Source organism: Streptomyces sp. XM4193 (genome assembly GCF_023072595.1).
GTDB lineage: Bacteria > Actinomycetota > Actinomycetes > Streptomycetales > Streptomycetaceae > Streptomyces.
In genome coordinates this window covers 394,184-410,728 of the sequence record NZ_JALLGK010000004.1, presented here as the reverse complement: position 1 = coordinate 410,728, position 16,545 = coordinate 394,184, and the positions used below count along the sequence as shown (strand labels likewise).

General features: G+C 71.3%; 12 protein-coding genes. 3 read left to right on the top strand and 9 right to left on the bottom strand.

The features are described 5' to 3' along the window. Positions 1-2: 2 nt before the first annotated feature. The 8 genes from MTQ01_RS14775 to MTQ01_RS14740 all read right to left on the bottom strand — a co-directional run bounded on the left by MTQ01_RS14775 (position 3) and on the right by MTQ01_RS14740 (position 11,345). Complete coding sequence (locus tag MTQ01_RS14775; RefSeq protein ID WP_247490510.1) at positions 3-2,477, bottom strand: PQQ-dependent sugar dehydrogenase; 2,475 nt, start codon at positions 2,475-2,477, stop codon at positions 3-5. A gap of 407 nt (positions 2,478-2,884) precedes the next feature. Continuing rightward, entirely contained in the window at positions 2,885-3,886 is a 1,002-nt protein-coding gene (locus MTQ01_RS14770; RefSeq protein WP_247490508.1) for a sugar phosphate isomerase/epimerase, read from the bottom strand. A gap of 13 nt (positions 3,887-3,899) precedes the next feature. Beyond that, positions 3,900-5,060, bottom strand: a complete 1,161-nt coding sequence (locus MTQ01_RS14765; RefSeq protein ID WP_247490713.1) for a Gfo/Idh/MocA family protein — start codon at positions 5,058-5,060, stop codon at positions 3,900-3,902. 130 nt (positions 5,061-5,190) lie between these two features. Further along, complete coding sequence (locus MTQ01_RS14760) at positions 5,191-6,255, bottom strand: substrate-binding domain-containing protein (RefSeq protein WP_247490506.1); 1,065 nt, start codon at positions 6,253-6,255, stop codon at positions 5,191-5,193. A 141-nt stretch (positions 6,256-6,396) separates the two neighbouring features. Then, positions 6,397-7,416: an ABC transporter permease gene (locus MTQ01_RS14755; protein ID WP_211041754.1), complete on the bottom strand. Its 1,020-nt coding sequence runs from the start codon at positions 7,414-7,416 to the stop codon at positions 6,397-6,399. After that, positions 7,417-8,919, bottom strand: coding sequence for a sugar ABC transporter ATP-binding protein (locus MTQ01_RS14750; protein WP_247490711.1), 1,503 nt, complete (start codon positions 8,917-8,919; stop codon positions 7,417-7,419). A gap of 399 nt (positions 8,920-9,318) precedes the next feature. Then, positions 9,319-10,500: an ROK family transcriptional regulator gene (locus tag MTQ01_RS14745; RefSeq protein WP_247490504.1), complete on the bottom strand. Its 1,182-nt coding sequence runs from the start codon at positions 10,498-10,500 to the stop codon at positions 9,319-9,321. Positions 10,501-10,847: 347 nt separating this feature from the next. Further along, positions 10,848-11,345: a hypothetical protein gene (locus MTQ01_RS14740; RefSeq protein WP_247490502.1), complete on the bottom strand. Its 498-nt coding sequence runs from the start codon at positions 11,343-11,345 to the stop codon at positions 10,848-10,850. Between the two features lie 202 nt (positions 11,346-11,547). Here MTQ01_RS14740 and fdhD point away from each other — a divergent pair, with 202 nt between their 5' ends. After that, the gene (fdhD, locus tag MTQ01_RS14735; RefSeq protein WP_247490501.1) at positions 11,548-12,468 is read left to right on the top strand and encodes a formate dehydrogenase accessory sulfurtransferase FdhD; all 921 of its coding nucleotides are present in this window, start codon (positions 11,548-11,550) and stop codon (positions 12,466-12,468) included. Between the two features lie 14 nt (positions 12,469-12,482). Beyond that, the gene (locus MTQ01_RS14730; RefSeq protein ID WP_247490499.1) at positions 12,483-13,082 is read left to right on the top strand and encodes a DsbA family protein; all 600 of its coding nucleotides are present in this window, start codon (positions 12,483-12,485) and stop codon (positions 13,080-13,082) included. Here the strand turns inward: MTQ01_RS14730 and MTQ01_RS14725 are convergent. Further along, positions 13,040-14,257, bottom strand: coding sequence for a bile acid:sodium symporter family protein (locus tag MTQ01_RS14725; protein WP_247490496.1), 1,218 nt, complete (start codon positions 14,255-14,257; stop codon positions 13,040-13,042). The two genes, MTQ01_RS14730 and MTQ01_RS14725, sit on opposite strands and share 43 nt — an antisense overlap. A gap of 286 nt (positions 14,258-14,543) precedes the next feature. On the opposite strand from MTQ01_RS14725, the gene MTQ01_RS14720 reads away from it, so the two are divergent. Then, positions 14,544-16,373: an AMP-dependent synthetase/ligase gene (locus MTQ01_RS14720; RefSeq protein WP_247490494.1), complete on the top strand. Its 1,830-nt coding sequence runs from the start codon at positions 14,544-14,546 to the stop codon at positions 16,371-16,373. Positions 16,374-16,545: the final 172 nt, after the last annotated feature.

Sequence of the window (16,545 nt, the reverse complement as noted above, 5' to 3'; positions counted from 1 at the left end):
CGTCAGTCGGTGGTCAGGGTGAAGTCGTCGACCTGGAAGAGGTCGTCGCCCTCGCCCCCGGTGAAGACCAGGTGGAGGGTGTCCTCCGCCGACGGGTCCTCGGGTGCGGTGATCGCGGTGCTCACTTCCTCGAAGGTGCCGCTGCCGCCGGTCGCCGGTACGTCGACGGTGCCGAGCAGCTCGCCGTCGGCGCCGCCGAGCCTGATCTCGATCGCGCCGCCGTCGCTCCCGGCGGCCACCTCGGCGCTGAACTCGGTTACGCCCGCCAGGTGGTAGGGGGTGAAGGAGATCCAGTCGCCGTTGCCGATCGAGCCCACGGCCTTTCCGCCGGCCGCCGCGTCGTTCTCGACGACGGAGGCGCCCTCGGAGGCGTCGAAGTGCTCGGCCTGGCGGTGCTTGGGCTGGAGCTTGTTCTGGTCGTGGGTGGTCAGCGGCGGCAGCTCACCGGCGCCCTGGTCGGTGTACTCGGCGTCGAAGACTCCGAAGATGTTGGCGTTGGGGTCGTGCTCGCCGTCGGCCGAGGTCTTGATCGTGCCCGAGCAGCCGTTGGCCGAGGTGATGGGGTGGCCGTGGCTGTCGTGGCCGAGGACGTAGGTGACCTTGACCTTCTCGCAGTCGATCTCGCCGTCCTCGGGGTCGGTCACCTCGACCTCGAAGGGGATCTCGTCGCCGAAGCTGAAGAGCGAGCCGTCGGCGGGAAGCTTGAGCTCGACGGTGGGCGCGGTGTTGCCGACCGTGATGTGGACGCTGGCGCTGCCCGTCTTGCCGGTGGTGTCCTCGGCGGTCACGGTGGCGACGTAGGTGCCGTCCTCGGTGTACGTGTGCGTGGGGTTCGCCTCGTCGGAGGTGCCGCCGTCGCCGAAGTCCCAGCTGAAGGTGAGCTCGTCGCCGTCGGCGTCGTCGCTGCCCTCGGTGGAGAAGGCGACCTCCAGCGGACCCTGCCCGCTGGTCACGTCGGCGGAGGCGCGGGCGACCGGGGAGTGTCCGTCGGTGGCGTTCTCGATGCGGTAGAGCGCCGAGTTCTCGTCGCCGTTGAAGTAGCCGGTGCCGTAGTCCAGTACGTAGAGCGCGCCGTCGGGGCCGAACTCCATGTCCATCACCTGGGTGCCTTCCCAGAGGAAGTCGTTGATGGACTCGACCTGGCCCTGGTCGTCCTGGGAGATGCGCTTGATCCACTGCCGGCCGAACTCGCCGGCGAAGAAGTCGCCGTCGTACTCCTCGGGCAGCGCGATGTCGGAGCCGCTGTCCGGGTCGTAGCGGTAGACCGGGCCGCCCATCGGGGACTCGGAGCCGTCGCCGAACTCGGGCACGGAGTTGCCGTCGTAGTTGATCCAGCCGGGCTTGGCCTCGGGCAGCTCGGTCAGGCCGGTGTTGTGCGGGGAGTTGTTGACCGGGTTGGCGCAGTCGAACTTCTCGCCCGAGGACTGGTCGGCGAAGTCGTAGTCGACGTAGGCGTCGTTGTCGCCGTGGCAGTAGGGCCAGCCGTAGTTGCCGGCCTCGGTGATCCGGTTGAACTCGACCTGGCCGGAGGGTCCGCGGGAGTCGCTGGCGGAGCCGGCGTCGGGCCCGTAGTCACCGAGGTAGACGGTGCCGGTGGGCTTGTCGACGCTCATCCGGAAGGGGTTGCGGAAGCCCATCGCGTAGATCTCGGGGCGGGTCTTGTCGGTGCCCTCCGCGAAGAGGTTGCCCTCCGGGATGTCGTAGCTGCCGTCCTCGCCCACCTTGATGCGCAGGACCTTGCCGCGCAGGTCGTTGGTGTTGGCGGAGGAGCGCTGGGCGTCGAAGGAGGGGTTGCGGTCGGCCCGCTCGTCGATCGGGGTGTAGCCGTCGGACTGGAAGGGGTTGGAGTCGTCGCCGGTGGAGAGCAGCAGGTTGCCGTCGCCGTCGAAGGCGATGTCGCCGCCGACGTGGCAGCAGATGCCGCGGTTGGCCGGCACGTCCAGGACGGTCTGCTCGCTGTCCGGGTCGAGCTTGTTGTTCTCGTCGAGGGTGAAGCGGGAGAGGCGGTTCACCCCGTCGAAGGGTTCGAAGTCCGCGGCGTCGCCGGTCTCCGGTGCGTCGCCCGAGGGGGTGTCGAGCTTCGGCGCGTAGTAGAGGTAGATGGCCCGGTTCTCCTCGAACTGCGGGTCCACGCCGATGCCCTGGAGGCCCTCCTCGTCGTGGTCGTAGACCTCGACGCGGCCGGCCAGGCTGGTGGTGCCGCCGGAGTCGGTGATGCGTACGGCGCCGTCGCGGGAGGTGTGGATCACCGAGCTGTCGGGGGTCACCGCCATCGTCATCGGCTCGCCCATCTCGGGCTCGCCCTTGGCGAGGGTGACCTGCTGGAACTCGGCGGCAGCCGGGTTGTCGGGGGCGTCGGGCCCGTCGGACGGCTGATGCGCGGCGGCCGGGCCGGCGGCGCCGAGGGCACCGCCGATCAACAGCGCGCTCGCGCACGCCGCGAGCGTGGTGCGGAACCTCTTGGGTGTCCTGTGCACGCGTGTCCTCCATGAGGTTGTGCGGTCATGAGGTGCGGTTGACACAGGCGCGCGCCGTCGCGCCGGGCTTCTGCTCCTGGCCGGGCTCGCGAGCCGGGCCGGCGGGGGTGGGGTGAGGGGTCGGATCGGTGTCGGAAAGAGGTGCCGAGCAGGGGGAGTTGCGTGAGGGGGCGCTCGGCTCCTGTACACACCATGGGACCGTAACCGTGATCGTCTGGTTCGGAAAGACCTTTGACAAATGGGAAGTTGACTTCATCCTCGATCAGGACAAAGCGGGATTCGGGCATGGGAACGAGCCCGGCAGAGCGTGAAGATCACGTCTGCCGGGCTTTCGCCGGCCGTACACCGGGTCGTCAACACCCGCTCAGCTGCGGGGCGTTGACGACCGCGGCGGGGTCAGTCGGGTGTCAGTCGCTCCCGAAGGCCGCGTCGAAGCTGGCGCTCGGGGGCTCGTAGTCGTACGCCTTGAGCTTCGCCAGCGCCTCGGGCGCACCGGCGAGCCGGTCCATTCCGGCGTCCTCCCACTCCACCGAGATCGGGCCCTGGTAGTCGATAGCGCGCAACATGCGGAACACGTCCTCCCAGGCGACGTCCCCGTGGCCGGCGGAGACGAAGTCCCAGCCCCGGCGCGGGTCGCCCCAGGGCAGGTGGGAGCCGAGCCGGCCGTTGCGGCCGTCCAGGCGCCTGCGTGCCTCCTTGCAGTCGACGTGCAGGATGCGGTCCCGGAAGTCCCAGAGAAAGCCGCTGGGATCCAGGTCCTGCCAGACGAAGTGGCTGGGGTCGAAGTTCAGGCCGAACGCGCTGCGGTGGCCGACCGCCTCCAGGGTGCGGTGGGTGGTCCAGTAGTCGTACGCGATCTCGCCGGGGTGGACCTCGTGGGCGAACCGCACGCCCTCGGCGTCGAAGACGTCCAGGATCGGGTTCCAGCGGTCCGCGAAGTCCTGGTATCCGTCCTCGATCATCTTCGGAGGCACCGGCGGGAACATCGCCACCAGATGCCAGATCGGCGATCCGGTGAAGCCGATCACCGTGCGCACCCCGAAGGCAGCGGCCGCCCGTGCGGTGTCGGCAATCTCCGCCGCCGCACGCTGCCGCACGCCCTCGGGCTCGCCGTCGCCCCAGATGCGCGAGGGCAGGATGAGGCGGTGGCGCTCGTCGATGATGGCGTCGCTGACGGCCTGGCCGACCAGATGGTTGGAGATCGCCCAGCACTTGAGCCCGTACTTCTCCAGCAGCTCGTGCCTGCCCTGGATGTAGCCGGGCTCGTTCAGTGCGCGGTCGACCTCGAAGTGGTCGCCCCAGCAGGCGAGTTCCAGACCGTCGTAGCCGAAGTCGCGCGCGTGCGCGCAGACCTCCTCCAGGGGCAGGTCGGCCCACTGGCCGGTGAACAGGGTGAATGACCTGGGCATGGGACCTCCGTGACTAGCCGGCGGCGGCTGTGGGCTCGGTGGACTGGACGGGCTCGTGGACGAGGGGGGTGTAGACGCAGTCGCTGTGCGCACTCTCCTCCACCGCGGCCAGCACCCGCTGGACCTGGAGACCGTCGGCGAAGGACGGCTGCGGCTGCCGTTCCTCCGCGATGGCACGCACCAGGTCCGAGGCCTGGTGGACGAAGGTGTGCTCGTACCCCAGACCGTGGCCCGGCGGCCACCAGGCGGAGAGGTAGGGGTGCTGCTCCTCGGTGACCAGGATGCGGCGGAAGCCGGAGTGGCTGGCCGGTTCCGTCTGGTCGTGGAACTGGAGCTCGTTGAGCCGCTCCAGGTCGAAGGCGAGGGATCCCCGGTCGCCGTTGAGCTCGATGCGCAGCGAGTTCTTGCGACCCGCGGCCATTCGGCTCGCCTCGAACGAGGCCAGCGCGCCCGAGGCGAAACGACCGGTGAACACCGCCGCGTCGTCGACCGTGACCGCGCCGCGGGCGGCCGGGTCCTCGGGCAGCGGACGCTCGGTCACGAACGTCGCGATCTGCGCCGAGACACCGGCGAGCAGCTCGCCCGCCAAGTGCTGGCCGAGGTCGACGATGTGCGCGCCGAGATCGCCGAGCGCCCCCGAACCGGCGGCCTCCTTGCGCAGCCGCCAGGCCAGCGGGAACTCGGGATCGACCAGCCAGTCCTGGAGGTAGGTCACCCGCAGATGGCGCAGCGTGCCGATGCGCCCCTCGGCGACCATCTGCCGGGCCAGTGCCAGCGCGGGCACCCTGCGGTAGTTGAAGCCGACCATCGCCAACTGCCCACGGGCACGGGCGGCTTCGGCGGCGGCCACCATCGCCTCCGCCTCCTCGACCGTGTTGGCCAGCGGCTTCTCGCACAGCACGTGCTTGCCGGCCTCCAGTGCGGCGATGGCGATCTCCGCGTGGCTGTTGCCGGGTGTGCAGATGTCGACGAGCGAGACGTCGTCACGGGTGATCAGTTTGCGCCAGTCGGTCTCGGTGGCGGCCCAGCCCAGCCGGGAGGCGGCCTGCTGCACGGCGACCGGATCCCGGCCGCAGAGGGCGGCCATGTACGGCTTGCGGGGCAGGTCGAAGACGCGCCCCGCGGTGCGCCACCCCTGTGAGTGGGCGGCACCCATGAAGGAGTAGCCGACCATGCCGACCCCCAGCACCGGGAGTTCGGACGGCTGCGGTTCGCCGTCCTCCTTCCCGGGCTGGACGGCGGCACGGTCGGTCTCGGCGCTGGTGGTCACAGCGCCCGAAGTGGTCGACACGGATGTCCCCCTGTCAGTTGAAGCCGGTCGGCATGTACTCGTCGACGTTGTCCTTGGTCACGACGGCCGAGTAGAGGGTCAGCGAGGCCGGGATCTCGAACTCCGCCAGCCCGCCGATGCCCTTGCCCTGGGCCAGTGCGCGCGCCAGATCGATGGCGGAGGCGGCCATGGTCGGCGGGTAGAGCACAGTGGCCTTCAGTACGCCCTTGTCCGCCTTGATGGCGTCCATGGCGTGCTTGGAACCGGCGCCGCCGACCATCAGGAACTCGTCCCGGCCGGCCTGCTCGATGGCGCGCTCGGCGCCCACGCCCTGGTCGTCGTCGTGGTTCCACAGGGCGTCGAACTGCGGCTGGGCGCGCAGCAGTTGGGCCATCTTCGACTGCCCGGACTCGACCGTGAACTCGGCGGCCTGACGGGCCACCTTCTTGATGTTCGGGTAGTTCTTCAGAGCGTCGTCGAAGCCCCTGGTGCGATCCTGGGTCAGCTCCAGGTTGTCGACGCCGGCCAGCTCGACGACCTTGGCGTTCTTCTTCTTCTTGAGCTGCTCGCCGATGTAGCGGCCGGCGTTGAGGCCCATGCCGTAGTTGTCGCCGCCGACGTAGCAGCGGTACGCCTGGGGGTTGTCGAAGATGCGGTCGAGGTTGACGACCGGGATTCCGGCCCGCATCGCCCGCAGGCCCACCTGGGTCAGCGCCTTGCCGTCCGAGGGCAGGATGACCAGTACGTCGACCTTCTTGTTGATCAGCGTCTCGATCTGGCCGATCTGCTGGGCGTTGTCGTTGGAGCCCTCCGTCATCTCCAGCGTGACGTCCTCGTACTTCTCCGCCCGGCCCTTCGCCTGCTCGTTGACCGCGTTCAGCCAGCCGTGGTCGGCCTGCGGACCGGCGTAGCCGATGGTGACCTTCTTGCCGGGCTTGTCGTCGGCCACCTGGGCGGCCGAGTCCTCGCTCTTGCTGTCGTTGCTCTCGTTGCTGGTACAGCCGACCAGCATGGCGCCGGCGGACGCCGCCGCGGCGCCGAACAGGAGTCTTCTGCGGCTCGTACTGACCGCCTGCGCTGCTGAGTTGAGCGACTTCATGGCATTTCGACCCTTCACTGATTGCCGCTTCGAACGGGTGAAACCTCTGGGTGGGGCTGGATGGTGCGGGGTGGCTCTCGGGCCGCGGGCGCCGGCCGTCGCGCCGGTGGTGGCACTCGTCCACCGGCCGGTGGCGCGGCGCTAGTTGTCCGTGCGGTTGAGCCTGCGCTGGAGCAGTACGGCGGCCACGATGATCGCGCCCTTGGCGATCTGCTGCGGCGCGCTCTGCAGGTTGTTCAGCGCGAAGAGGTTGGTGATCGTGGTGAAGATCAGCACGCCCAGCACCGAGCCGACGATGGTGCCGCGACCGCCGGAGAGCAGCGTGCCGCCGATGATCGCCGCGGCGATGGCGTCCAGCTCGTACAGGTTGCCGTTGGTGTTCTGGCCGGAGCCGGTGAGGATGATCAGCATGAACGCCGCGATGCCGCAGCACAGCCCGGACAGCAGGTAGAGCATCAGGCGCTGGCGCTTGACGGCGATACCGGCCAGCCGGGCCGCCTCGGCGTTGCCGCCGATCGCGACGGTGCGCCGGCCGAAGGTCGTACGGTTGAGCAGCAGCCAGCCGAGCACCGTCACCACCGCGAAGACCAGCACCAGCGGGGGTATGCCGAGGACGTAGGCGTCCCGCTCACCGAGGCTGAGGACCGAGTCGACGGTCACCATCTGGGTCTTGCCCTCGCTGAGCTGGAGCGAGAGACCGCGCGCGGAGGCCATCATGGCGAGGGTGGCGATGAAGGGGACCATCGGCCCGTAGGCGATGAGCACCCCGTTGATCAGTCCGGCGCCCAGGCCGACCAGGACGGCGCACATCAGCATGCCGCCGAAGCCGAAGTCCTGGGTGGCCAGCGTGGTCGCCCAGACCGAGGCGAGCGCCACCATCGCCCCGACGGACAGATCGATGCCGCCGCCGATGATCACGAAGGTGATGCCGACCGTCACCACGCCGATCACCGACGCCTGGGTCAGGATCAGTTGGAGGTTGCCGGTGCTCAGGAACTGGTCGGGCTTGGTGAGCGCGCCGACCAGTACGAGGATCGCGAGCACGCCCAGCAGTGCGAGCGTGCGCAGGTCCACCCAGCCGGGGAGCGCGGGCCGGGCCGCGCTGCTCGTCGGCGGCCCCGCTGGGTCTGTCTTGCTGAGGGAGGGCGGGGAGTTCAACACTTAGGGCCTGCCTTCCGGCTCTGGCGAGCCTTCCATGACGAGATCGAGCACCCTGGACTCGTCGAGTTGCTCCGCGGGTGCGGTGTGGACGACGCGGCCCTCGCGCAGGACGAGCACCCGGTCGGCGAGCCCGAGCACCTCGGGCAGTTCGCTGGAGACGAGCAGGACGGCGACGCCCTGGTCGGCCAGCTGGCGGATGAGCGCGTACAGCTCGGAACGCGCACCGACGTCGACGCCCCTGGTGGGCTCGTCGAGCAGCAGCACCCGGCAGCCGCGCAGCAGCCAGCGGGCCAGTACGGCCTTCTGCTGGTTGCCGCCGGAGAAGGTGCGCACGGCGCGTTCGGGGTCGTTGGGGTGGAGCGCGAGCTCCCCGGTGCGCGCGCGGGCGGCCGTGCGTTCGCCCTCGCGGTCCAGCCAGCCGCCGGTGGAGAAACGGGGCAGCGAGGAGAGCGTGACGTTGCGGGTGACCGACTCCATCATCAGCAGGCCCTGGGCCTTGCGCTCCTCGGGGGCGAGCCCCAGGCCGGCCTTCACGGCCGCCACCACGCTGCCGGTGCGCAGCGGCTTCCCGTCCAGCACGACCCGTCCGGCGGTCGGCCTGCGCGCGCCGTAGACCGTCTCCAGGATCTCCGACCGGCCGGAGCCGACCAGTCCGGCCAGGCCCACGATCTCGCCGGGCCGCACCACCAGGTCCACCGGCTCGAACTCGCCGCGCCGGGCGAGCCCTTCGACCCGCAGCACGGGTTCGGCGCTCTCGTCGAGCGGCTCGGTGCGGCGCGGGAAGGAGTACTCCACGTCGCGGCCGGTCATCAGCGCGACGATGTCCCGGGTGGCGGTGGACTGCGCGGGCAGACCGCCGGCGACCGCGCGCCCGTCCTTGAGCACGGTGACCCGGTCGCCGATGCGGCGGATCTCCTCCAGGCGGTGGGAGATGTAGATGACGGCGACGCCGTCCGCGGTCAGCTCGGCGACGATGCGGAAGAGGTTCTCCACCTCGTCCGGGTCGAGCACCGCGGAGGGCTCGTCCATCACGATCAGCCGCACCTCGTGGGAGAGGGCCCTGGCCATCGAGACGATCTGCTGCCCGGCGGCGGAGAGTTCGCCCACCAGGGCGCGCGGGCTGATCTCCGGGTGCCCGAGGCGGCTCAGCAGCGAACGGGTCGCCCGCTCGGCCTCGCGCGCCCGGATGAAGCCCGCGGTCGCCAGCTCGTGGCCCAGGTGGACGTTCTCGGCCACCGACAGATGGGGCACCAGGTCGAGTTCCTGGTAGATGGTGGCGATCCCCTTGGCCGTGGCGGCGCTCGGCGAGCTGAGCGTGACCGGGGCGCCCTGCCAGGTGATCTCTCCGTCGTCCGGCTGGTGGGCGCCGGCCAGGACCTTGATCAGCGTGGACTTGCCCGCGCCGTTCTGTCCCAGCAGGCAGTGCACCTCACCGGGCGCGACCTCCAGATCGACGCCGTCCAGCGCGCGTACACCGGGGAAGGACTTGGTGATGCCGGTCATGGTGAGCACCGGCGGCACCCGGGAGGGCCGCTCGCCCTGCCTGCCGGAGGCGTCCGGTGGCGGTGCGGAGGGCGGCTCCTGGACGGGCGGCGACTCGGGGGGTGAATCCTTGGGCGGGGGAGCCATGGCTGGCCTCCTGGGCAGTGTGTGCGCCGGTGTGCGGGCAGGACTGATCGCGGTGCGGGCGCGGGTACGCGGAAGCGGCTCGTGCGTGTCAACCGCTCGGGGACCGGGACGAGTTGACGAAATGTCAGGATGTTGCGGGCGGGATACGGGCCTTGCGTGTGCGGTGGTGCGGGTGCGGTGGTGCAGGTGGTGCGGGTGGTGCTTGTGCGGTGGTGCGGATGTGCGGTGCCTGTGCTGCGGCTGTGCGGGGCGGAAGAGCTGTCGCGGGAGAGGTCAGGCGGAGGAGAAGACGTGGTCGCTGATCAGCCGCGCCGCGCCGGTGACCCCGGCGGCGGCACCCAACTCCCCCAGCACGATGGGCAGGTTGCCGGTCGCAAGCGGCAGCGACTGGCGGTAGACCTGGGTACGGATGCTGGCGAGGAGGTTGTGGCCGAGGCCCGTCACCCCACCGCCGATGATCACCAGACCGGGGTTGAAGAAGCTGACGAGCCCGGCCAGCACCTGTCCGGTGCGCGCACCGCCGGCCCGGATGAGCTCCAGACTGGCGGCGTCGCCGGCCGCTGCCGCCGCGGCGACGTCGACCGAGGTCAGGGTGCCGGCCGCGGCCAGTCGACTGGCGAGCTCCGGCGAGCCGCCCTCGGTGGCCGCGATCTCCGCGTCCCTGGCCAGGGCCGCACCGCTGAAGTAGGCCTCCAGGCAGCCGGTGTTGCCGCAGGCGCACGGCCTGCCGTCCGGCTCGGCCCGGATGTGGCCGATGTCGCCGGCGCTGCCGGTGGTGCCCCGGTAGACCTGGCCGCCGACCACGATGCCGCAGCCGATACCGGTGCCGATCTTGACGCAGATGAAGTCGCTGACGCTGCGGGCGACTCCGGCCTGCTGCTCCCCCATGGCCATCAGGTTCACGTCGTTGTCGACCATGACCGGGCAGCCGAGCTCCTGGCTCAGCGCCTCGCGCACCGGGAACCCGTCCCAGCCGGGCATGATCGGCGGCGCGACCGGAACGCCCTCGGGGTAGCGGACCGGGCCCGGAACACCGACCCCGGCACCGTCGAACTGGCCCGCCAGGCCGTCGTCCTGGAGCTTTCTGGCCATGGCGAGCGCCTGCTCGAAAACGGCGACCGGCCCCTCGCGCACGTCCATGGGCTGGTTGAGGTGGCCGAGGATCTCCAACTCCGCGTTGGTCACCGCGACATCGATCGAGGTGGCACCGATGTCGATGGCCAGAAAACGCAGCCCGGGCGCGATCCGTACGTTGTGCGAGCGGCGTCCGCCGCGGGAGGCGGCCAGTCCGTCGGCGACGATCAGCCCGGTCTCCAGCAGGCGGTCCACCTCGACGGCCAGCTTGGACCGGGAGAGCTCGACCCGGTCCCCCAGCTGCGCCCGGGAACTCGGCCCGCCGTCGCGCAACAGCCGCAGCAGTCTTGCCTGGTGAGGGTTGGCAGGTCGTGCCGTCATACGTCTCACCCTGCCCTCCTTCCCCGGCCTGAGGTGGGGAACCCGTGCCCCGTACCGTCCGGCGGTCGCGACGGACTGGTGCCGGCGACCGGCCGCTACGACCGTGGCGATGCTCAACATCCCGCCGTGGGGCGGGCTTTCACCAGGGAACGTAGCAGCGCTCAGCTGGACTGGGAAGAACTTTGACAGCACATAGCCAAACTTCTTCTCCTGAAAGGACAAAGATGTGACGCGCAGCAATCGGGCCGTCTCCTACCAACCGGTACGCCCGCACCCGCCCCACCACCACGGACGCCACCGCCCGGACCCGGCCCCTCCGCCGGCGGAGCCGCGCCCGACCGGCGGCCTCAGGTGCGCCCCTGCTCCTGCGCCTCGCCCAACTCCCCGGCCGGTCCCATCCAGTCCGCGCGCACGACGGTGAAGCCGGCCTCCTCGTACGCCTCGCAGACCCGCACATCGTCGTCGACCACCACTCGCACCCGGCGGCGCTCGGCCAGCGACCGCAGCAGAACGAGCTTGGCCACCCTCGCGGGGCGGAAGTCCCGGTTCTCCCGCATCCAGAGCTCGCCCGCCGGCAGGCCCTGCTCGGCCAGCCAGCGCTCGGTGTCGCGGCGACAGCGCTCGGGCCGACCCGTGACGTACCCCAGCTCGCACTCCCGGGCCCACTCGCGCGCGAGCCGCACCCCCTCGGGCAGCGGCGGGTCCTGCCGGGCGGCTCGGAAGAAGGCCGCCCAGTCCTTCGGCCGCGACTCCAGGAAGTGGAGTCGGTGCCGGGTGTCGCAGAGAGTGCCGTCCAGGTCGAAGACGGCCAGGGGCGCCGGATTGCTGGTCACCGCATCGCTCATGGCGGCAGCGTAGGGCCTGTCCGTCGGTCCCTGCCGGATCGGTGGGTGAGCGCCGCTGCCCGGCGCGGACCCGGGCGGCGGGCAGCGGGGTCTGTCGTTCGGGTGCCCCCGGGCGTCGCGCCGGGCGGTGGACGGAGTCGGAGCGGACGCGGCGGCGGGACAATGGGCAGGCACCTCGCCCCGACCAGTTGCAGGAGTCCACATGGGACGCGTCACCGTACGGCGCCCGGTCACCCGGATCCGCGGGGGCTCGGTCAGCCGCCGCCCCGACACGCTCGTCGCCGAGGAGCCGATGGAGATCAGGCTGGGCGGCAGGCCGCTCGCCATCACGATGCGCACTCCGGGCGAGGACTTCGCGCTCGCGGTCGGCTTCCTGGTGAGCGAGGGCGTACTGGCGCGGCACTCCGAGCTCAGTGGTGTCGCCTACTGCGCCGGCACCGCCATGGACGGGGACGTTCCGTACAACACGTACAACACCGTGGACGTACGGCTGGCGCCCGAAGTCCCGCTGCCGGACGTGAGCCTGGAGCGCAACGTCTACACCTCCTCCTCCTGCGGGCTCTGCGGCAAGGCGTCGCTGGACGCGGTGCGCACCCGCAGCCGCTGGCCGCTGCCGCCCGCCGGCGGGGACCGGCTCTCCACCGACACCCTCGCCGAGCTGCCGGACCGACTCCGTTCCCGGCAGCGGGTGTTCGACCGCACCGGCGGACTGCACGCCGCCGCGCTCTTCCGCTTCGACGGCGAACTGGTGGACGTCGCCGAGGACGTGGGGCGCCACAACGCCGTCGACAAGCTGGTGGGCCGCGCCCTCCAGGAGGACCGGCTGCCCTTGGCGCACACTGTGCTGATGGTCTCCGGCCGCGCCTCCTTCGAGCTGGCGCAGAAGGCCGTGATGGCCGGAATCCCGGTGCTGGCGGCGGTCTCCGCGCCGTCGGCGCTGGCCGTGGAGCTGGCCGAGGAGACCGGGCTCGGGCTCGCCGGATTCGTGCGCGGCACCTCGATGAACCTCTACGCCGGCGAGGACCGGTTCGCGCTCCCCTCCCCCCGCGACGCCACCGCCCCGACGTCCCGGCCGGATTCCGCTTCCGCCCCGTCCGAGCCCGACGCCACCACGCCGAATTGACCGAGGAGCAGCCCGTGCCGATCGCCGATTTCTGGTTCGACCCGTCGTGCCCCTACAGCTGGACCGCCTCCCGCTGGCTGCTGGAGGCCGCCGAGGTACGGGAGTTGGAGCTGCACTGGCACGTGATGAGCCTGTCGATCCTCAACGAACACCTCGACGAGGACCCCGAGGGCGACACCGAGGGGTATCTGTGGGGGCCCGCACGGCTGTGCGCGGCCATCGCCGAACTGCACGGCGAGCAGGCCCTCAGCCGCTTCCACACCGCGTACGGAGAACAGGCCCTGGTGCGGGGCGAGTGGCCCGGGTTCGAGGCCCCGCTGGCCGCCGCCGGCCTGCCGACGGACCTCGCCGACACGGCGTGGACGACCGCGTACGAGGAGCCGCTGCGCGCTTCGCACGCACAGGCCGTGGCTCTGGTCGGAAACCGCGTCGGAACGCCGGTGCTGGCGATCACGGAGGAGGACGGGGAGCGGCACGCCCTGTTCGGGCCCGTGGTCGCCCCGGTGCCTCGCGGTGAGGCGGCGGGGCGGTTGTGGGACGGGGTGCGTGCGCTCGCGACGACGCCGAACTTCTACGAGTTCCGCAGGCCCGCCCCCGGCGACCCGCCGCTCTGATCGTCCGGGCCGGACGACGGGTCGTCCGCAGCCGTGGCGCCGGACGGGCCCGGGGAACCCCCCGAACCGGAGTCGTCCGGCGCGTCCCCCGGGTGCGGGACGTCCGGGGCGGCCTCCTGGTCCGGGACGTCCGGCGCGTCCCCCGAACCCGGGACGTCCGGGGCGGCCTCCGTCCGTGTCGCCTCGGCCGCCGCCGCGTCGGCCGCCGCCTCCGCGCGCTCGGCCCGGCGGCCGAACCGTCTGGCGATCACGGCGCACACCATCAGCTGGAGCTGGTGGAAGAGCATCAGCGGCAGCACGGCCAGCGACGCCTGGGCGCCGAACAGCACGGCGGCCATGGGCAGTCCGGCGGCCAGCGACTTCTTGGAGCCGGCGAAGAGCAGGGTGATCCGGTCCTCGGTGGCGAACCCGACCTTTCGGCCGGCGTACCAGAGGAAGCTCAGCATCAGCGCCAGCAGCACCGTCTCCGCGCCGAAGAGCCCGACCAGCCGCCACGGGGAGACCGCGCTCCAGACGCCCTCGTTCATGCCCTGGCTGAACGCGACGTAGACCACCAGCAGAATCGAGCCGCGGTCGGCGCGGGAGAGCAGGCTGCGGTGGCGGGCGAGGAAGTCCCCGATCCAGCGCCGCAGCAGCTGGCCCGCGACGAAGGGGGCGAGCAGCTGGGCGCCGATGCCCAGCATGACGTCGGCGGAGAACCCCGCCACCTCGGTGCGGATCAGCAGCGCCGCGAGCAGCGGGGTCAGCACGATGCCCAGCATGCTGGAGTACGTCGCGGCGCAGATGGCGCCGGGCACGTTGCCGCGCGCGAGCGAGGTGAAGGCGATGGAGGACTGCACGGTGGAGGGCACGATGCACAGGAAGAGGAGCCCCATCCACAGTTCCTCGGTGAGCACGTGCGGCACCAGGCCCCTGGCGGCGAGCCCGAGCAGCGGGAAGAGGACGAACGTCGCGCAGACCACGGCCAGATGGAGCCGCCAGTGGCGCAGCCCGTCCACCGCCTCCCGGGTGGACAGCCGCGCGCCGTAGAGGAAGAACAGCAACCCGATCGCGATCTTCGCGGCGAGAGAGGCGACCTCCTCGGCGCTTCCACCGACCGGGAGCAGGGCCGCCAGTACGACCGTGGCGAGGAGCAGGACGAGGAACGGGTCGAGCAGTCGTACCAGGCGGCGCATGGAGAACACTGAATCACGGGGCGCAGGACCGTCGCCGCTCCCCGCGGTGTTATCTCCGGCACGTACCCGGGGCATGCTGCGGACAGGGACCGGGCACCCGCCGGACCGGAACGGAACGAGGAGGCCCGCATGTGGAGATCCCGCGAAGGGCTCGACCGGTCGGCCCGAATCCCGGGCCCCGCAACGGTCGTTGCCCGGCGACCGCCTTCCCGACTCCGACTTGATCGGTTAACGTCAGCAGGCTGTGTGTGCACCACAGCACAGCGTTGTGAGGGAGAGAGCAACCGTGCGTGAGTTCACCGCCCCGCCGCTGACGACCGTCCCGCAGTCGGGGGGCCTGGCCGACTCGGTCTTCGAACGTGCCGAGAAGGACCCCGGACAGGTGGCGCTCGCACGCAAGGACCGCGACGGGGTCTGGCGGGATGTGACCGCGGCACAGTTCCGCGACGAGGTCCTGGCCGTCGCGAAGGGGCTGTTGGCCGAGGGCGTCCGGTTCGGCGACCGCGTGGCGATCATGTCCAGGACGCGCTACGAGTGGACTCTCTTCGACTACGCGCTGTGGACCGTCGGCGCCCAGTCGGTGCCGGTCCATCCCACGGCCTCCTCGGAGCAGGTGGTGTGGATGTTCTCCGACGCGGACGTCACCGCCGCGGTGGTGGAGTCCGAGGACCACGCCATGACCGTCGGCGCCGCGATCGGTCAACTCCCGCTGCTCAAGCGGCTGTGGCAGCTGGACGCCGGTGCCGAGGAGCAGCTGCGGGCAGCCGGGGAGCGCATCGACAGCGAAGTGGTCCACCGCCACCGGATGGCGCTCACCCCGGACACCGTGGCGACGATCGTCTACACCTCGGGCACCGACGGCCGTCCCAAGGGGTGCGTGCTGACCCACTCGCACTTCATGTCGGAGTGCGACAACGTGAGCGCCTTCTGTCGGCCGCTCTTCAGCTCGGGCCTCAAGCAGCCTCCCTCGACGCTGCTCTTCCTCCCCCTCGCCCATGTCTACGGGCGGATGGTCCAGGTCGCCGCGCTGCGCGCCGGAGTCCGCATCGGCCACCAGCCGGAGCTCAACGCGGAGGCCCTGCTGCCCGATCTGCGGACGTTTCGGCCGACGTACATCCTCGCCGTCCCCCACCTCTTCGAGCGGATCTTCGACGGCAGTCGCCGCGCGGCCGAACTCGAGGGCCAGGCCGACGCGTTCGACAAGGCCGTGGACGTGGCAGTGCGGTACGCCGAGGCGGTGGAGCGCAAGGCCTTCGGCGAGGGCCCGGGGCCGGGGGCGAAGCTGCGCATGCAGCACCAGCTGATGGACCGCCTGGTCTACGCCAGGCTGCGGGAGGCGCTCGGCGGCCGGCTGCGGTACGCGGTGTCCGGCGGCTCCTCGATGGACCGCCGCCTCGCGCTCTTCTACGACGCCGCGGGGTTGCGGATCTTCGAGGGCTACGGACTGACCGAGGCCACCTCCACCGTCACCACCAACCCGCCCGAGCAGACGCGCTTCGGCACCGTGGGCCGGCCGATTCCGGGCACGACGGTCCGCATCGCCGAGGACGGCGAGATCCTGGTGCGCGGCGGGCAGGTCTTCGCCGGCTATCTGCGCGATCCGGCGGCCACCGCGCAGGTGTTGAAGGACGGCTGGCTGGCCACCGGCGACCTGGGCGAGCTCAGCGAGGACGGCTACCTCACGCTGACCGGCCGCAAGAAGGACATCCTCGTCACGTCCGGCGGAAAGACCCTCTCCCCCACGGTGCTGGAGGACCGGGTGCGCAGCCATCCGCTGGTCGCCCAGTGCGTGGTCGTCGGCAACGACCGCCCCTTCCTCGCCGCGCTGGTCACGCTGGACCCCGACGCGGTGGCCCACTGGCTGGCGATGCAGGAGCGCCCCGCCCCCTCGCCCGCCGACCTGGTCAACGACGCCGGGCTGGAGCGCGAGATCCGCCGTGCCGTGGTCGCGGCCAACACCCAGGTCTCCAGGACCGAATCGATCCGCACCTTTCGCATACTGGGCCAGCGGTTCACCGAGGAGCAGGGGCTGTTGACCCCTTCGCTCAAGCTCAGACGCCGGGCGATCGAGAAGGCCTACGAGCACGAGATAGACGCCCTGTACCGCGCTGCCTGAGGCGGTCGGCCGCCCGCCTCCGTGCGCACCGGCACGCTCGCGGGCCCGTCCGCCGCGGGGCGCGGCCCCGTGTGCCGCCGGGCGCACCCCCGTCCCCCTCGCCCCGCCTCCCGGTGCGCCCTCGTACTGTGTGTTCCCGCCGGGCGCAATCGTTCCGTGTGCCCGCGTCCCC